22 protein-coding genes and 1 tRNA gene are annotated in these 13,868 nt (G+C 52.4%); 5 read left to right on the top strand and 18 right to left on the bottom strand.

Annotated elements, in window-relative coordinates; genetic code table 11:
- Both FKW31_RS13465 and FKW31_RS13460 read left to right on the top strand, forming a co-directional pair.
- Positions 1-755: serine protease (locus tag FKW31_RS13465; protein WP_238332848.1), on the top strand; the 755-nt coding region annotated here is incomplete at its 5' end.
- Between the two features lie 116 nt (positions 756-871).
- Entirely contained in the window at positions 872-1,855 is a 984-nt protein-coding gene (locus FKW31_RS13460; protein WP_150178786.1) for a zinc-dependent alcohol dehydrogenase family protein, read from the top strand.
- A gap of 17 nt (positions 1,856-1,872) precedes the next feature.
- Here the strand turns inward: FKW31_RS13460 and FKW31_RS13455 are convergent, their stop codons facing one another.
- Positions 1,873-2,205 carry a helix-turn-helix transcriptional regulator gene (locus FKW31_RS13455; protein WP_150178785.1) on the bottom strand — a complete coding sequence of 111 codons (333 nt, stop codon included), beginning with the start codon at positions 2,203-2,205 and terminating at the stop codon, positions 1,873-1,875.
- A gap of 96 nt (positions 2,206-2,301) precedes the next feature.
- On the opposite strand from FKW31_RS13455, the gene FKW31_RS13450 reads away from it, so the two are divergent.
- A complete protein-coding gene (locus FKW31_RS13450) occupies positions 2,302-3,393 on the top strand; it encodes an NADH:flavin oxidoreductase/NADH oxidase (RefSeq protein WP_150178784.1) in 1,092 nt (363 codons plus the stop codon).
- Positions 3,394-3,461: 68 nt separating this feature from the next.
- On the opposite strand, the gene panB is transcribed toward FKW31_RS13450, so the two are convergent.
- Entirely contained in the window at positions 3,462-4,280 is an 819-nt protein-coding gene (gene panB, locus FKW31_RS13445) for a 3-methyl-2-oxobutanoate hydroxymethyltransferase (protein WP_089178791.1), read from the bottom strand.
- Positions 4,281-4,464: 184 nt separating this feature from the next.
- Here panB and FKW31_RS13440 point away from each other — a divergent pair.
- Positions 4,465-4,550, top strand: a tRNA-Tyr gene (locus FKW31_RS13440).
- A 263-nt stretch (positions 4,551-4,813) separates the two neighbouring features.
- On the opposite strand, the gene FKW31_RS13435 is transcribed toward FKW31_RS13440, so the two are convergent.
- From FKW31_RS13435 to FKW31_RS16085, 14 genes are all read right to left on the bottom strand, one after another.
- The gene (locus FKW31_RS13435; protein ID WP_238332847.1) at positions 4,814-5,302 is read right to left on the bottom strand and encodes a hypothetical protein; all 489 of its coding nucleotides are present in this window, start codon (positions 5,300-5,302) and stop codon (positions 4,814-4,816) included.
- A gap of 157 nt (positions 5,303-5,459) precedes the next feature.
- Positions 5,460-8,021, bottom strand: coding sequence for a DUF927 domain-containing protein (locus tag FKW31_RS13430; protein WP_150178782.1), 2,562 nt, complete (start codon positions 8,019-8,021; stop codon positions 5,460-5,462).
- Positions 8,018-8,401 (bottom strand): hypothetical protein, encoded by a 384-nt coding sequence (locus FKW31_RS13425; protein ID WP_150178781.1) that lies wholly within the window; start codon positions 8,399-8,401, stop codon positions 8,018-8,020. The genes FKW31_RS13430 and FKW31_RS13425 overlap by 4 nt, the downstream gene beginning before the upstream one ends.
- A gap of 103 nt (positions 8,402-8,504) precedes the next feature.
- The gene (locus tag FKW31_RS13420; RefSeq protein ID WP_123809130.1) at positions 8,505-8,714 is read right to left on the bottom strand and encodes a hypothetical protein; all 210 of its coding nucleotides are present in this window, start codon (positions 8,712-8,714) and stop codon (positions 8,505-8,507) included.
- A gap of 11 nt (positions 8,715-8,725) precedes the next feature.
- Positions 8,726-8,974, bottom strand: coding sequence for a hypothetical protein (locus tag FKW31_RS13415; RefSeq protein WP_150178780.1), 249 nt, complete (start codon positions 8,972-8,974; stop codon positions 8,726-8,728).
- 815 nt (positions 8,975-9,789) lie between these two features.
- Positions 9,790-10,128, bottom strand: coding sequence for an SANT/Myb-like DNA-binding domain-containing protein (locus tag FKW31_RS13410; protein ID WP_166443410.1), 339 nt, complete (start codon positions 10,126-10,128; stop codon positions 9,790-9,792).
- Positions 10,125-10,376, bottom strand: coding sequence for a hypothetical protein (locus tag FKW31_RS13405; protein WP_150178778.1), 252 nt, complete (start codon positions 10,374-10,376; stop codon positions 10,125-10,127). The genes FKW31_RS13410 and FKW31_RS13405 overlap by 4 nt, the downstream gene beginning before the upstream one ends.
- Positions 10,373-10,633: a hypothetical protein gene (locus tag FKW31_RS13400; RefSeq protein WP_150178777.1), complete on the bottom strand. Its 261-nt coding sequence runs from the start codon at positions 10,631-10,633 to the stop codon at positions 10,373-10,375. The genes FKW31_RS13405 and FKW31_RS13400 overlap by 4 nt, the downstream gene beginning before the upstream one ends.
- Complete coding sequence (locus FKW31_RS13395) at positions 10,630-11,229, bottom strand: hypothetical protein (protein WP_035353199.1); 600 nt, start codon at positions 11,227-11,229, stop codon at positions 10,630-10,632. Before FKW31_RS13395 ends, FKW31_RS13400 begins: the two co-directional genes overlap by 4 nt.
- Entirely contained in the window at positions 11,229-11,507 is a 279-nt protein-coding gene (locus FKW31_RS13390) for a hypothetical protein (protein WP_150178776.1), read from the bottom strand. The genes FKW31_RS13395 and FKW31_RS13390 overlap by 1 nt, the downstream gene beginning before the upstream one ends.
- Entirely contained in the window at positions 11,504-11,767 is a 264-nt protein-coding gene (locus FKW31_RS13385) for a hypothetical protein (RefSeq protein ID WP_150178775.1), read from the bottom strand. The genes FKW31_RS13390 and FKW31_RS13385 overlap by 4 nt, the downstream gene beginning before the upstream one ends.
- Entirely contained in the window at positions 11,760-12,002 is a 243-nt protein-coding gene (locus FKW31_RS13380) for a hypothetical protein (RefSeq protein WP_150178774.1), read from the bottom strand. The genes FKW31_RS13385 and FKW31_RS13380 overlap by 8 nt, the downstream gene beginning before the upstream one ends.
- Complete coding sequence (locus FKW31_RS13375) at positions 11,999-12,247, bottom strand: hypothetical protein (RefSeq protein WP_150178773.1); 249 nt, start codon at positions 12,245-12,247, stop codon at positions 11,999-12,001. The genes FKW31_RS13380 and FKW31_RS13375 overlap by 4 nt, the downstream gene beginning before the upstream one ends.
- Positions 12,244-12,417, bottom strand: a complete 174-nt coding sequence (locus FKW31_RS16085) for a hypothetical protein (RefSeq protein ID WP_166443409.1) — start codon at positions 12,415-12,417, stop codon at positions 12,244-12,246. The genes FKW31_RS13375 and FKW31_RS16085 overlap by 4 nt, the downstream gene beginning before the upstream one ends.
- Before the next feature lie 145 nt (positions 12,418-12,562).
- Between FKW31_RS16085 and FKW31_RS13370 the strand changes: the two genes are divergently transcribed.
- Positions 12,563-12,928: a helix-turn-helix domain-containing protein gene (locus FKW31_RS13370; protein ID WP_238332846.1), complete on the top strand. Its 366-nt coding sequence runs from the start codon at positions 12,563-12,565 to the stop codon at positions 12,926-12,928.
- 190 nt (positions 12,929-13,118) lie between these two features.
- Here FKW31_RS13370 and FKW31_RS13365 read toward each other — a convergent pair whose 3' ends face one another.
- Both FKW31_RS13365 and FKW31_RS13360 read right to left on the bottom strand, forming a co-directional pair.
- The gene (locus tag FKW31_RS13365; protein ID WP_006116144.1) at positions 13,119-13,394 is read right to left on the bottom strand and encodes a hypothetical protein; all 276 of its coding nucleotides are present in this window, start codon (positions 13,392-13,394) and stop codon (positions 13,119-13,121) included.
- 120 nt (positions 13,395-13,514) lie between these two features.
- Positions 13,515-13,757 carry a hypothetical protein gene (locus FKW31_RS13360; protein ID WP_035353190.1) on the bottom strand — a complete coding sequence of 81 codons (243 nt, stop codon included), beginning with the start codon at positions 13,755-13,757 and terminating at the stop codon, positions 13,515-13,517.
- Between the last annotated feature and the right edge of the window lie 111 nt (positions 13,758-13,868).

The raw sequence follows: 13,868 nt of genomic DNA, 5'->3' as shown, positions 1-13,868 counted from the left end.
GTAACCTTCTTTTTTCCTGCATGGTGGCCTTTACCGCTGCCATGCACGCCGCCTTGGTAAGCCATGCCGCCAACGCAGAAGGCCCAGCCTATCGCACGCATCTGGCTGGCGTAGGGCTGCAAGACCCACGCCAAAAAATGGATGCCATGCAGCCGCCTTGGTCTGCCGTGGGGCGTGTGCAAACAGAACTGGGCAGCAGATGCACCGGCTTTTTAATTGCACCCAACGTGGTGGAAACTGCCGGGCACTGCCTGTGGCTGAGCCATGTGCGTGGGTTTGTGCGGCCTGAAAGCGTGCATTTTTTGCGTGCTTATACGGGTGACCATTACATGGCCCATGCCCGTGCCGTGCAAATTATTATCCCCCCCGGTTACAGAACAGATCAGGAAGGCAATAGTGGCGGGTTAGACCATGCCACGCTTATTCTGGATCATGCTATCGCCAAGCCGAACGAGGTTTTCCATATCGATACACCTCTACAGGCCCTTACACCCGGATTGCCTGTTGTATTGGGCGGGTATGAGCAAAACCAGCCTGATATTATTACCGCTGACCAAAACTGCCATTTTTTGAATATGACACAAGATGGGGGCGGTAACACGCTACTGGTGCATAATTGCGCGGGCACACATGGCAGCAGCGGCGCACCTTTATTGTTTCATGATCAGGGCGGGTGGCACGTTATTGGTGTGCAGGTGCAGGCATTCACCAATGGTGCCGGTGGCCGTGCTGTGCCACTTTTAAGCCAGAACTAGCAAAAACCCTGCTGCAAACTGCGGCAGATCAAAGACATCTCACTTTCTGCTGCGCAGGATATCTTTCATTCTGGTAGAAAACACCAAGGTTTGATACCGCAAAAAGGAAGCCTCCCATGTTTGCCATGCGTCTGCACCAGCCCAAAACGCCCCTGCAATGGGAGGAAGTGCCAGACCCTGTGCCCGGCCCCGGTGAAATTCGGGTAAAAGTGTTGGCCTGTGGTGTCTGTCGCACAGATTTACACGTGGTGGATGGAGACCTTACACACCCCAAACTACCTATTATCCCCGGCCACGAAATTGTCGGGCGGATTGACCAAATTGGCTCTGGCGTTACCTCTCTTTCCGTTGGGCAGCGCGTAGGCATTCCGTGGCTTGGGCACACATGCGGACACTGCTTTTATTGCAGTGATCATCATGAAAATCTGTGTGACCATCCCGTATTTACCGGATATACGCGGGATGGCGGCTACGCCACAATGGCCGTAGCAGATGCCCGCTTTGCTTTTCCATTGGGGGAAGAAGGCTCTGATGTAGAAGTAGCGCCCCTATTATGTGCCGGGCTTATTGGCTGGCGTTCCTTGGCAAAAACCGGAAATGCACAAAAAGTTGGGCTCTATGGTTTTGGGGCTGCCGCCCATATTATTGCGCAGGTTCTGGTGTGGCAGAAAAAGCAGGTTTACGCCTTTACCCGCCCCGGTGATGCCAAAACGCAAGCTTTTGCGCGTGAATTAGGAGCAACATGGGCCGGAGGTTCGGATGAGCTGCCGCCAGAACAACTGGATGCCACCATTATTTTTGCACCCGTAGGTTCTTTGGTGCCAGCAGCGCTCAAAACCCTGCGCAAAGGTGGCCGTGTGGTATGTGCTGGTATCCATATGAGCGAAATACCTGCCTTTTCTTACGATACCTTGTGGGAAGAGCGTGAAATTGTTTCCGTTGCCAATCTTACGCGTCAGGATGGGTTAGATTTTCTGTCCATTGCGCCAAAAATCGGCATCCACACCACCACAACCACATATGCCCTAAAAGACGCCAACAAGGCGCTGGATGATTTACGGCATGGTCGGTTTGATGGTGCCGCCGTACTGGTGCCCTAAACCCATAGGTGAATATATCAGGCTGGTTGTGGAGTAGGCATTTGCTCTTGCTCCGCAGCCGCCAGAATGGCCGCCAGCAGGCCGGGAAAGCGTGCTTCCATATCCTGCAAACGCAGGCTGTTCATGTGGGTTACGCCCACGACTTCCGTGCGTAACAAACCAGATTTACGCAGCACCGCAAAATGGTGGGAAATAGAAGATTTGGGCCGCCCATCCTGCAATGGCGCACAAGCCTGAGGCTGATGCTGCATCAGCTTTTGCACAACAGAAAGCCGAAAAGGATCTGCCAGCGCGTGCAGAATATCCGCCAACTTGAACGCTTCGGGCGCAGGATGGTCATACTGCTTCATGGGTTGCGCTTGAGCCCTTAACTCTTGCCTACAGGACTAGTTCGATTATAGTCGAACTAATGGTCGTGCAGACCTGATCCGTAACGGAGACTACGCATGCCGACACTGTTTGATACTTATACCCTTAAAGATATTACCTTACGCAACCGTATTGTGGTTGGCCCTATGTGCCAATACACAGCGCAAGAAGGCGTGCCGAATGATTGGCACAGCGTGCATTACCCCACACTGGCCCGTGGCGGTGCAGCGCTTGTTGTGGTGGAAGCCACAGCCGTTTCCCCCGAAGGGCGCATTACCCCCGGCTGCCTTGGTTTATGGAATGATGAGCAGGCTGCTGCCTTTGCCCCTATTACAGCGGCTATAAGCAAAGCAGGCGCAGTGCCCGGCATCCAGCTTGCCCATGCCGGGCGCAAAGCCAGCGCACACGTGCCGTGGGAAGGTGATGACCATATTCCAGAATCAGACCCGGCAGGATGGCAACCCATTGCGCCCTCACCTGTAGCATTTGGGGCTAACCTGCCCCGCGTGCCCACGGAAATGACATTGGATGACATTGCCCGTGTAAAAGCCGATTTTGTGCGTGCCGCAGAACGTGCGCGAGATGCCGGTTTTAAATGGCTGATGCTGCATTTTGCGCACGGTTATCTGGCACAAAGTTTTTGGTCCACCCACTCCAACAAACGCACGGATCAATACGGTGGCTCGGCCGAAAATCGTGGCCGCTTTTTGCTGGAAACGTTGGAAGCCGTGCGTGCTGTATGGCCTGAAAACCTGCCCCTTTCCGCCCGCTTTGGCGTGATTGAATTTGATGGGCAGGATGAACAAACGCTGGCGGAATCCATTACCCTTGTTCAGAAAATGAAAGGGGCAGGCTTGGATTTTCTGGATGTCAGCATCGGGTTTTCTACCCCCACAGCCAATATTCCGTGGGGTGCCGGGTTTATGGCGCCTTACGCTCAACGCGTAAAACAGGAAGCCGCGCTGCCTGTCACAACCTCATGGTATATCAGCGAAGGCCGACAGGCAGATGCGCTGATCCGCACAGGTGCGCTGGATCTGGCAACACTTGGGCGGCCATTCCTTGCCAACCCGCACTGGCCGTATGAAGCCGCACGCGCTTTACACGTTAAAGGTGCGGGAAATGTGCTGCCGCCTTCTTACGGGTGGTGGTTGGCCCGTTATCACTAACACGGCGTTACCTTTGTATTTCCAGTATTCCGGGTTCACTCTAAAGTGGCCCGGAACACTGGAAGCACTTATTTCTTCTCTGGCATTCCGACACATTCAGCCGGACCGGGGAAACTACGATTGCGCACGGCTTGAGCATATGCGGCGGCGGCTTGCTCAACCTCCTTGCCCAGATCAGCAAATTTTCTCACAAATCTGGGTGTAAAATCAGGAAACAGCCCTAGCATATCCTCTGTAACCAGCACCTGCCCGCCACACGCGGGAGAAGCCCCAATGCCAATAGTCGGAATATGCAAGATCTCGCTGATCTTGCGGGAAAGCGGTTCCATTGTGCTTTCAATCACCACCGCCCATGCGCCAGCATCCTGCACAGCGCGTGCATCTGCTAGAATCTGCTCGGCCTCATCGCCTCGGCCAACGGTGCGGAAGCCGCCATGCGCGTGCACGGCCTGTGGTTTAAGCCCGATATGCCCCACAACTGGAATGCCGCGCTGCACCAAAAACTGAATGGTCTCGGCCATTTCCTGCCCGCCTTCCAGCTTTACGCACCCGGCCCCTGTTTGCGCCATAATCTGCGCCGCCACCCGGAACGCCTGCTGTGGGCTTTCCTGATAACTACCAAAAGGCATATCCACCGCCACACAGGCCTGCTGGCTGCCACGCACAACAGCCTGGCCGTGGGCTATCATCATTTCCGGGGTTACGGCCAAAGTGGAATCCATGCCGTACACCACCATGCCTAAAGAATCCCCCACCAATAGCAGATCACAATGCGCATCCAGCAAGCGGGCCATAGGGGCCGTATAAGCGGTAAGAGACACGATAGGAGCATCCAACGCCGCTAAAGATCGCGGTGTGTGCCGCTTGACTGTTTGATGTCGGCTCACGCGTATTCTCTCCTTGTTTCAATTCAGGATCATGGATCAAAAGTGAGGGCAGCTTTCCTCTATCCTCCTCTGCTGTCCAGCCCTGCCACGAGCCGAAGCAAAGCAAAACCACAAAAAGAGAAAGAATACCCTTCAAAGCATTGACAACACTCCTCCAACCCTTTAGATCACGGCTCAACAAATCGGAGGGATGCCCGAGTGGCTAAAGGGGGCGGACTGTAAATCCGCTGGCGTACGCCTACGTTGGTTCGAATCCAACTCCCTCCACCATTTTCCTGAAAAATATCCAGTAAAAACAAAAAGATAGCGGTCGCTTGTTGAGCGTTACCCCTCTTACTCCCCCTCTTAAAACAATCACCGTAAACACTCACAAAATCAGTATCTTATATTTTTGTATGAGAGATATATATTTATTAAATAAATGCGGACACCTATAGAATTGAAGCCTGTAATGCTATGCTTGTGTAATCGCACCCCATACAAAAAAGGGACCTCCATGATGGAAGTCCCTGTCTAGCTTTCCTGCGTAAGACCTATGCCGCTTGCTCGTTCTGCGGCTCAAACATCAGTTCCGGGTAATCATCAGTTAATTTAGGGCCTCCTCCAATCATACAACTTGGATGCGGGTCTTCCCTGTCGAATGGATAGGGAGCCATAAACCTACGGCGATGCTTATCCCATTCCCAGCCTTGCGCCATTAACCATTGGGAACTGGGGTTCCCAAACACATGCAGCTTGCCCGTCTCCATATCTCTGCGGATGCCAGATCGTTCTTGCTCTATGCCCTCCATTCTCTCCGCACTATGAGCAGCCTGTTCTTTCAGATGCTCAATAATGAGTGCCCTATTTTCTTTGAGTCGCACCAGTAAATCGGGAGAGATTACGGATCGGTTACCTCGTATAACTGGCTGCCCATCAGCAAGAACAATATGCGCCCCCAAACTTTCTATTTCCTTGACCAAGAAGCTGACTTGGAATGGATCGCTATCCCTAGCAAACAGATCACGAAGAACTTGGCTCACCACACGAAAGCCCTCCGGGTATATGTTTTTGCGGTGTTATCGGTGTTACTGGTGTTACCATGCGTAAAAATGGCTGTTTTCCGCCTATTTTCATGAAGCAGCGCGGTAACACACTCCCTTTTACTCCGTGTTACCGGTGTTACCAATCGACTGGTCATCATCGGTCACCTCCGATAATGTCTCCGCTAACAATATAGAAACGGCCAGTTTTTGATGTCCCGGCCTCCCGAGCTATTTCAGCAGATTTAACCAACTTGGATGCTTTACCGTCCGGGCTGGGGATAAGATAACCCGCCGCGATAAGAGCTTGTGCTGCGCGCTTGGGATCAATGCCCTTGCAAACCACTTCACGCCATGATGTCGGGAAAATGAGATATTCCCACTTATTTCCCTCTGAAGTAGCCATGGTGCGGCGGTAGCCTACGCGGTTCAATGTCTTGCTATACGCGTCCTCTTGACCTTCATTGCCGCCCAGCAAGGTAAAGCGACTTTCTCCATGTTGTTCTATGAACAGGCGCACTTGCTCAACTGCTTCCTGATCTTCCCCAGCCTGCGTTCCGCCACGATCATCCAGCCATGACATAAAACAGGCTTTCGCAGCCCGCGTAGCTTCTCCTGATGGCCACGGCAGAATCTTGTAAGCCACGGCCATTTCACCAGCCGCAGCCGCCAACCCAAAACGGCGCACAACAGAACGCACCTGCCCGCTTGTTGCTATGCCATTAGGTAGACAGTCCGCCTCAAACCGATCAACAAGACTCTTGATACCGGATGCAAGGCCCGCTTCATCGTCAGCCCGTTCTTTGACAAGAGCATCAAGATAGGCGCGACTGGCCGTACCATAATGGGTGCGCGCAGCCCTGCGGATATGGTCAGCAAGATCCCCGGCGCCAGGCATTCCGTGCAGATTTTCAAACAGCCCCATACCGGCCCCGGCATCTGCTTGGATACTGACAAGACGCACCTCCTGCCCCGCCATAACCCGACGGCCAGCCTCTCCCATCTTGGTGGCGAGAGTAACTTCACCCGTTGATAGGAACAGGGACCGCCATGTCTTGCGGGCCCGTGCTTCCCCGTTCCGTCCTGCGCGCTGCTTGCCGGTATTGTTGGCCAGCATATAGGTAATGTCCCCGACCTCGCGCCCGTCTGCCGCCCCCATCTCATCCAGAATCAACAAGGTGTCAGAAGTCTCGGCAGCGATGCCCTCTGTCCCATTTGTCGTGCCACGCCATGAGCGTATCTGCCCGTCCCTATCACCCTTGCCCCAGACAGAGCCCGCCGCGAACAGGGCCGTAGATTTACCGGCCTGGCTGGCGCCAACAATATGAAAGCCGCCGGACTGCTCACCCATGATATCCAAAAGCGGCCCACTGAAAGCCACCGCCAAGGCGAATGCCAAGCGGCTGTTTCCCACGGCGTAGACAGCGAGGTCGTTCTGCCAATCCTCCAGCTTGCCTGCCGTGGCATATTCCATGCCAGCAGCTGCGCGCGTTGTCTGAAACGCCACAGCCCGACGGCCCTCCCCCAATGTCATGCCATTGGGCAACACAAAAGCCGGTCCATTATCCGTCCTGTGCCAACCCGAATTGGTGACACAGCGCAGACGACTTTTGGTATGAACGGAAGCAATGAACTGACGAAGCTGTCGGGTAGCAGAAATATTGCAGTTCAGGCCTGCATCTTCCAGTTCACCCGCAATATCCTTGCCTTCCCCGTGCACCATTTTACGCGGAATGGACCATTGATGCGCGCGCCGGTCATGATCTCGCCAGTTGATCAGCAATCCCCACCCTGTCCCGTTTTCATCTCGTGTTTCAGCAACAACATCAAAAGCGGCACAAACCCATATGGCTGGTTTGGGAAGGCCATCTTCTCCTGCTTCTGGAGTGTAATAGAGGCCCCGGCTTGTCATACTGTAACCGGGCGGCATCTTTACATTGGCTTCTGCCTGTGGCGCGGCATCAATGAGCGGGCGGAGGGCCTCCGCCACAGAGACCGCATCGCCTCCCGTCATTTCAAGGGGCAGATCATCCGCCAAGTCCCATTTGGGCGGCAAGGTATCGGGAAGCGCGACCATTCGCACAGACGCAGCCCCGGCATCCCGTAACGCCTCAATAGCATGCTCAGCATATTTCTCACCAGCCTCGTCATTATCAGGCCAGATCGTGACATCCCGGCCTGACAGTGGCGACCAATCGGCACTTCGGACGGATGTGCTCCCGCCACTGGTAAGCACGACCAGATCGGGAAACAGGTCACGGGCCGCGTCAGCCGCTTTTTCACCTTCCACCAGAAGAACCAGTGCATCGGGCTGGGCTGCAAGTTTATCCAGACCATAGAGAGGCAACGGCTTGGCTGGTTGCTTCCAATGCCATCCGGTAACGTCTTGATGTTTCCCATTGTTGTCTGCCCAGACACGGCGGCCATACGTCAGCGGGCGGACTTCCTTTTTCGGAATACCATCTGCACCGGGCTTGCCATTGTAACGGAAACGAGCGAACAAAGGCCGCCCCTCCGCATCCCGATACACCCACATATCTGTGGCATTGCGGGGCTTCTCCGGTTCGGAGGGAGCTGGCGTCATCGGCTCCCACATTTCTGCATCATGGGTATCTGTCGCAAGCCCACGGGCTGCCTGCTTTTCCAGATCTGTCAGCGGTTTGAATAGACCGTTTTCATCTATGCAGGCCATGGCTGGAATATGCTGGGAAGTGCTCATTGCGCACCTCCTGCCAGCCCAAGCATTTTTGCCAGCATCACAGCGGCTTCATATTGAGAACAGTCCGCCAGATAGGCGGCAAGGGAGACCACATCTCCGCCCCGCGCATCGGCCTGCGCAAAGTCTGCCCACCGGCCCGTGTTCAAGTTCACACTAAAAGAACCGGGTTTCCTGTCACTCCGTTTGGGATTGCGCGCTACCCACTCGTGACCCTGCTTCTTGCCGTCTGGCAGCCAACGGCTCAGCAGCGCAGGAAGAATACCCATGGCGGCACGATTGACAGTTTGAAAGTCTATTGCCCTACCCAGATGTACAGAGTCCGAGCTTGATGGCATTTTATCAGCCATAATTATACGTCCCAGTCTAGCACCAGACGTCATTTCTTATTGGACGAAAACTCATCTTTTCTGTACAAGGAGAGAGCTGTTTTCTTCTTGTACAGAATGATAAGCAGCCACCTCTCAGAAATGACAGGTGGCTGTTTTATTTCGTGATGATTTCAGCATCTGGCAAAGACGCAAGCCAAGTTAACCCGGCCTGAAAATCTATAACCGTTTTGCGTCCAATCTTTTTCCCATGCAAAGATCCATCGCCTAGCTTGCGATATGTGTCCGTGCGGGACATCCCTGTACGGGTTATCCAGTCGCTAACCGACACATATCGTATATCGGCACGCGGAACCTTTTGATCCATGACCGCCTCCATCAGACGGCAGGAACTGCTGCACGGCGGCGGCGCCCAAGCGGTAGACAAGACGCAATAAGCGGCAAATCAGAACGACGTACAAAATAAGCACGTCCTCTTCGTTCAGTCGGAATACGGCCTGCCGCAGCAAAGCCATAAGCAGTTGACTGGGCATAACAAGCCGCAGTTGCGTCCTTCTCCAAACGAGCCTGATTCAATTCAAGAAGTGCATCAGCCAGATGCACCCAGTCATGTTTTTCTTCGGTCATATGACACCTGTCAAAACGAATTTAGAAGGTGTCGAACGAAAAATACGACAGTCATCAGGAATGAAAAACGATGTCTTTAATCGTTTTTGTCTTCCCAAAACAAAGTCAGTACGCATACAAAGACTACAAAACCGTTACCAAAGGTTTTTGTTCGTCTTCGTTCGTATAGATTGACCCACGAAGTCATATCTATTCGTTCGACAAAGGCGTTTCATCATCGGAAAGCCGCTCTCGGTGTTGGCGCACCTTGGGCGGTTTTCTTTTGAATGTGGGGCTCCCGATCGGAGCCAACACATCTACCTAATATTCTTCAATAAAAGATCATTCGGCATTGATCACGCCTTCTCCATTTGTTCTATCTGATAAAAATCTGCGCTACCAGTGCCATACGCTTCGTTTCTCTTAAAATACGCCCTATATAAGCGCTTCATTCTGCGTGCATTGTTGTGGTCACAGACCAAACAGAGAGCCCTCAGTGACGATTTATGAGGTTTTTACGGCATAAATAATGATCAATGGGCTGAAGGCATGATTGAGAAGACCAAAAACAGGGCCTTTCTGGTGCTCCTATCCATGCTCATTATGCAAAACCAGCTTTGCTTTCCATTTTCTCAAAAAGTCTTCACAGGAACGAAAAGACTCGACCGAAACATAGCCCTAATTTTCCTCACAAAAGACATCATCCTCATCCAACCAATTGCTGATATCGGCTGCCCAAAATCACCTTCGAGCCCACACAATTTTTTTCGCCAAGCATGATGCAGATATCGGAGAAGTCAGAGCATTTTGCTTCCATACTTCTCCGAATCGCATGCTTATTGATCGATGTCAGTGCTATCTCGCCACCGCTCCAAACCGTTCCATAAGCCTTTCATGATGACGGGATGCCCAATAGGAAGCGGCTCACTATTAGGTGCCCGCTCGGCCCTGATATCGCTTACCTTCAATTGAGGAGACGTTTCTGCAGCACTCTTATCGGGTAAGCGGGAATCCCCGCTCACCTTCTGTCCAATTTGACGCTCATACTGAAACCGACACATTGTATCAGACCGGCCAAGTTTACGCGCGATTGGCCGCCATGCATGACCTTGAGTGCGCAGGCCCACCACAAGGTCAATTTCCTCCTTTGTCCAATTTGAACGCCCATCCGTCACGATGCTGCCTCCGCAATGGCTGCGCATCGGCGTTCCATTTCACCGGATAGCCATTCCAGAGCCATGCCCACAGCGCCCATACCGGGGCCGCTTTCTTCCGATCCCGTAAGCATGCCGTTGCTCATGGCCTGAAGGCATATCCCGATGCAGGACAATTCGCTGGTTGCGTCCTGAATGACGCTCAGCCGATCAGGTGTGGCCACAGGGGTTTTGCACCGTTGTGATGCAGAAGTTTGTTTCTGGCTCATGCTCTCACCCCCGTAAGTGCCAGCACATCCCGCGCCAGACTGGCTTCCATACTTCTGTCATCTTCGGACACAAGAAGTACCAGACGGGCCTTACATTGCAGATCCTTGATGTTCCGGGCTTTGGTGTTCGCAACAGCGCGACAGGCCCGCGTGAAGCGACGGCTTTCCGTTTCTCCTTCCTTGAAATTATGAGCTTTCCAGCTACGGCGATCAGAATTGATGGCAGCGACCGTGGCGGCCTGTATTGGAGTGGTCATGCCACTTCCTCCGGCTTGGGGTCGGGCTTGATGTTGGCTGCATGCAACAAGCTCCACCTGCGGGTTGCCTGTTCTTTGACTATGGCAAGACCAGCCTTGAGCTTACTGGGCTCCATGCCGCCAAAGACTTCCAAGGCAGTCTTGTGCATAGCCCGCATTTCTTCTTCAAACTCGAAGTGGGTGAACCCATCAAGGAACAGGTGATCTGTATATTCCCAGCCTGCACCCCAGAGCGGCGAAGGTTCTGGATGTGTGGTTTCCAGCCATTCCTTTGTGCCTTTGAGATAATTGGAAATCTGTTCTCGTGTTGATGCAAGGGTTAGTCCGGGTGGGGCTGGGCGCGTCCAATCCTGTATTGGCTTGTCATGGATTGCAGAAAGGCTGGCACATATCTGGCGGGCTTTGGTTATGTCACCATCCTTTGCCAATGGGTGCCATGTATCGTCTTGGAAATGGACGCAGGGCCAGAACACCCAGCCTTCCTTGTCATCTCCCAATTCCTGAACAAAAACCCCACGCACATGCTCCCATGCGATGAAAGCAGTCGGGTTCTTGAGATTGTCCGGCATATCCTTGGCGCTGCTATACTTTGGCATCACGCATGCCCTCCGGCTTCTGTTTCCATCAGGATTTGACCCAGAGTAAGTTCCTGCCAGCGCTTAATACCGGCCTCTGAAATTGTCTGTGCCAAAGCAGCAGTTTGCTGTGTTTGAACTCTGCCATTCTGGTAAGCAGAAAACCCAATGGCGTAAGCGGCACCTGTCAGATAGTCAGCCAACTTTGCTGCACCTTCTCCATCATGAAAGGTCTGTTCGGCTATTTGCTGCCCGATGAATTGCAAATCGATATTCAAGAGTATGGTTGTCTTACTCATGCCGCTTCCTCCGGCAGCATCCAGCCGGGCACGTCTTTCGCACCTGTATGTGCTGCCAGCAGATCAAGATGATCCTGCAACCGACGGCTCAGCCAATGGAGAGCTTCGGGATCGGTGATGTCGCATTCATCACAGCTCCATCCGGCTGTCACTTCCACTATAAGGGCAGCCATCATCCGTGCGTCTTTCAGGACAGCCTCCTGACTCCGCATGTTCTTGACAGTTTCCTGTTCGAAACCTGTGAGAGGCTGCTTATTCATGGCCACCCCTCCGCACACTATAGCCGGTCACATTGCCGAGGCGTTCCAGCGTTAAGCAAAGTTGGTCTGCCAACCAATAACGAGCAGCCGGAAAAACCACTTCGTTCTCTGGCTGGCTTAAATCATGCAGCGCCTGTGCAATTTTCTCAGCTTTGTCGAACAGCAAGCGTGGGTTTCTATAGTTGGCAAGATGATCATGCTCGGCTTCTGTCATGGCCGGTGTCGGGTTGCTCATCGCGCAGCTTCCTTCACTTCAGAAGCCACGGCCTGCTTCAAATTATCCCGAACATTTCCAACGGAGCGTGCCAGCCAAGACAGACCATCACCCCAAGCCGCTGCATTTGCATGTGTGGGGGCTGGATCGCTCTGTTCATCCATGCGCTCATACAGTTCACGCATCATCATCAGCATGGCGTTCTGGATTTCACCCAGACTGGCTGCTTGGTCTATGAGAACAATATCTGCTGGCATCCTGCTCATCGCACAGCCTCCAGCTTCTGGGCTGCGTGGCCAGTTACGACAGGATCAGAAGCGCCCATTCCCAACAGCGCTAGAGTAATAAGAGCTGGCGCCACCAATGCGGGGAGGCTTGTACAGAAGATACGGAATGCCCATGTGTGTATGGGCGTGCTATAGGCACGGTTAGCCATGGCCGAATTCATTCTTCGGTTTGTGGTTAGGCCAAGCCATGTGAGGACCAGTCACAGGCTTGGCCACTATTGTTTACAATGCCATCAAATGATAACATTGTGCTAATATAAAAGCTTCGCATAATAATTTTGTCAAGGTGCCAATATGATAACAGGGACACAATTAAGGATGGCCCGAGCTGCTCTAAAAATAGGAGTTAGAGAACTCGCCAAATCTGCCGGTGTGTCTCCCGCTACTATTACGCGTATTGAAAATGGTCATCCTGCCAACGTGTCTACGTTGATCCGCCTTGAGTCGGTTTTAGGGATGAAAGGAGTAAATGCTGATATAAACAATGATGGAAGTATCACTGTAAGGGTATTAAATAACTCCCTAAGCGAAATAGAAAATACGATTATTCAAACTGAATTAAAAAATCAAAGAGAGCATGAAGAGCGGAAACAGGAAGCAAGAGAATGGATAGTAAATCGGGATAAAGAATGGCGTAATAAAGAAGGACAAAAATGCTAATTTAATAATTATATTTACGCAAATACAAGATGTAGGGTTTTAAAAGCCCTCTTTCCTGCATGTGATACCTATCACTAAGCTATAAAGCGCATAGTCAGTTTATAGCTTAACTGACCTTAGCTATAAAGCTGGTAGTAGCTTTATAGGAAACTACCAATCCCCTACCGCCGCAATGCTACCACGTTATCCTCTAAAGCATCTGCGCCAGAAGCTGAGCACGCGCCATCGCATTCGGGCCAGTGAAACGTGCATTCCACGAAAACCGGGCCGGATCGTTTCCTAAGCGGTCAACAATCTTGGTGCCTCCCGGCAACCAGTGCACTTCCAGTCTCTGCTGGCCGCCATTGGTCAAAACGTCAGGAATTTCCATGCCATACAAAGGCACGCTGCCCAGAGTAACAGGCGCAGTTGTCCCGTAACGTCCTATAGAGCCAATGACATTTTCAATGCTAAGTAGGCTGACCATGGCGCTAACAAAAAAAGGCCGCTCCTTACGGGGCAGCCTGACATATTATCCAGAGAGAAGAAAAAGACGCAATTATAGCGCCGATATTTTTATCGGCCTTACAGCCAATTCTTGCAAGCCCTATTGCACAACGCCCTGATTTGAGAACGCAGGCCATTTCTGCAATAGTTGCGTGGAAGTGCGCGGTACGAAGAGCCTATGCTTCGCGTTGATGTCAGGATCTTCGGCCATCTGCTGCAATTCCGGATCAGAACGCAGATCCAGCAGCAATGGCTGAGCCGTGAAAACAGAATGCGTGGCAAGATTTTCAACGCGCCCACATACACTCGCCGCCATATCAAAATTAACAGGAAGCAATGGCATTGCTTTAGCAATCTCATATTTTGGGTGATTGTACAAGAAAAAGGCGACCCACAAGCCGCCTTGGAAGCAATTCACTAATGTTTAGAGAGGAGGAGTATTGAGGCATTTTCC

The organism is Acetobacter sp. DmW_136 (assembly GCF_008690365.1).
Classification (GTDB): Bacteria; Pseudomonadota; Alphaproteobacteria; order Acetobacterales; family Acetobacteraceae; genus Acetobacter; species Acetobacter oryzifermentans.
Note: the sequence above shows the minus strand (reverse complement) of the source record. Positions and strands in the feature narration are given on the sequence as shown.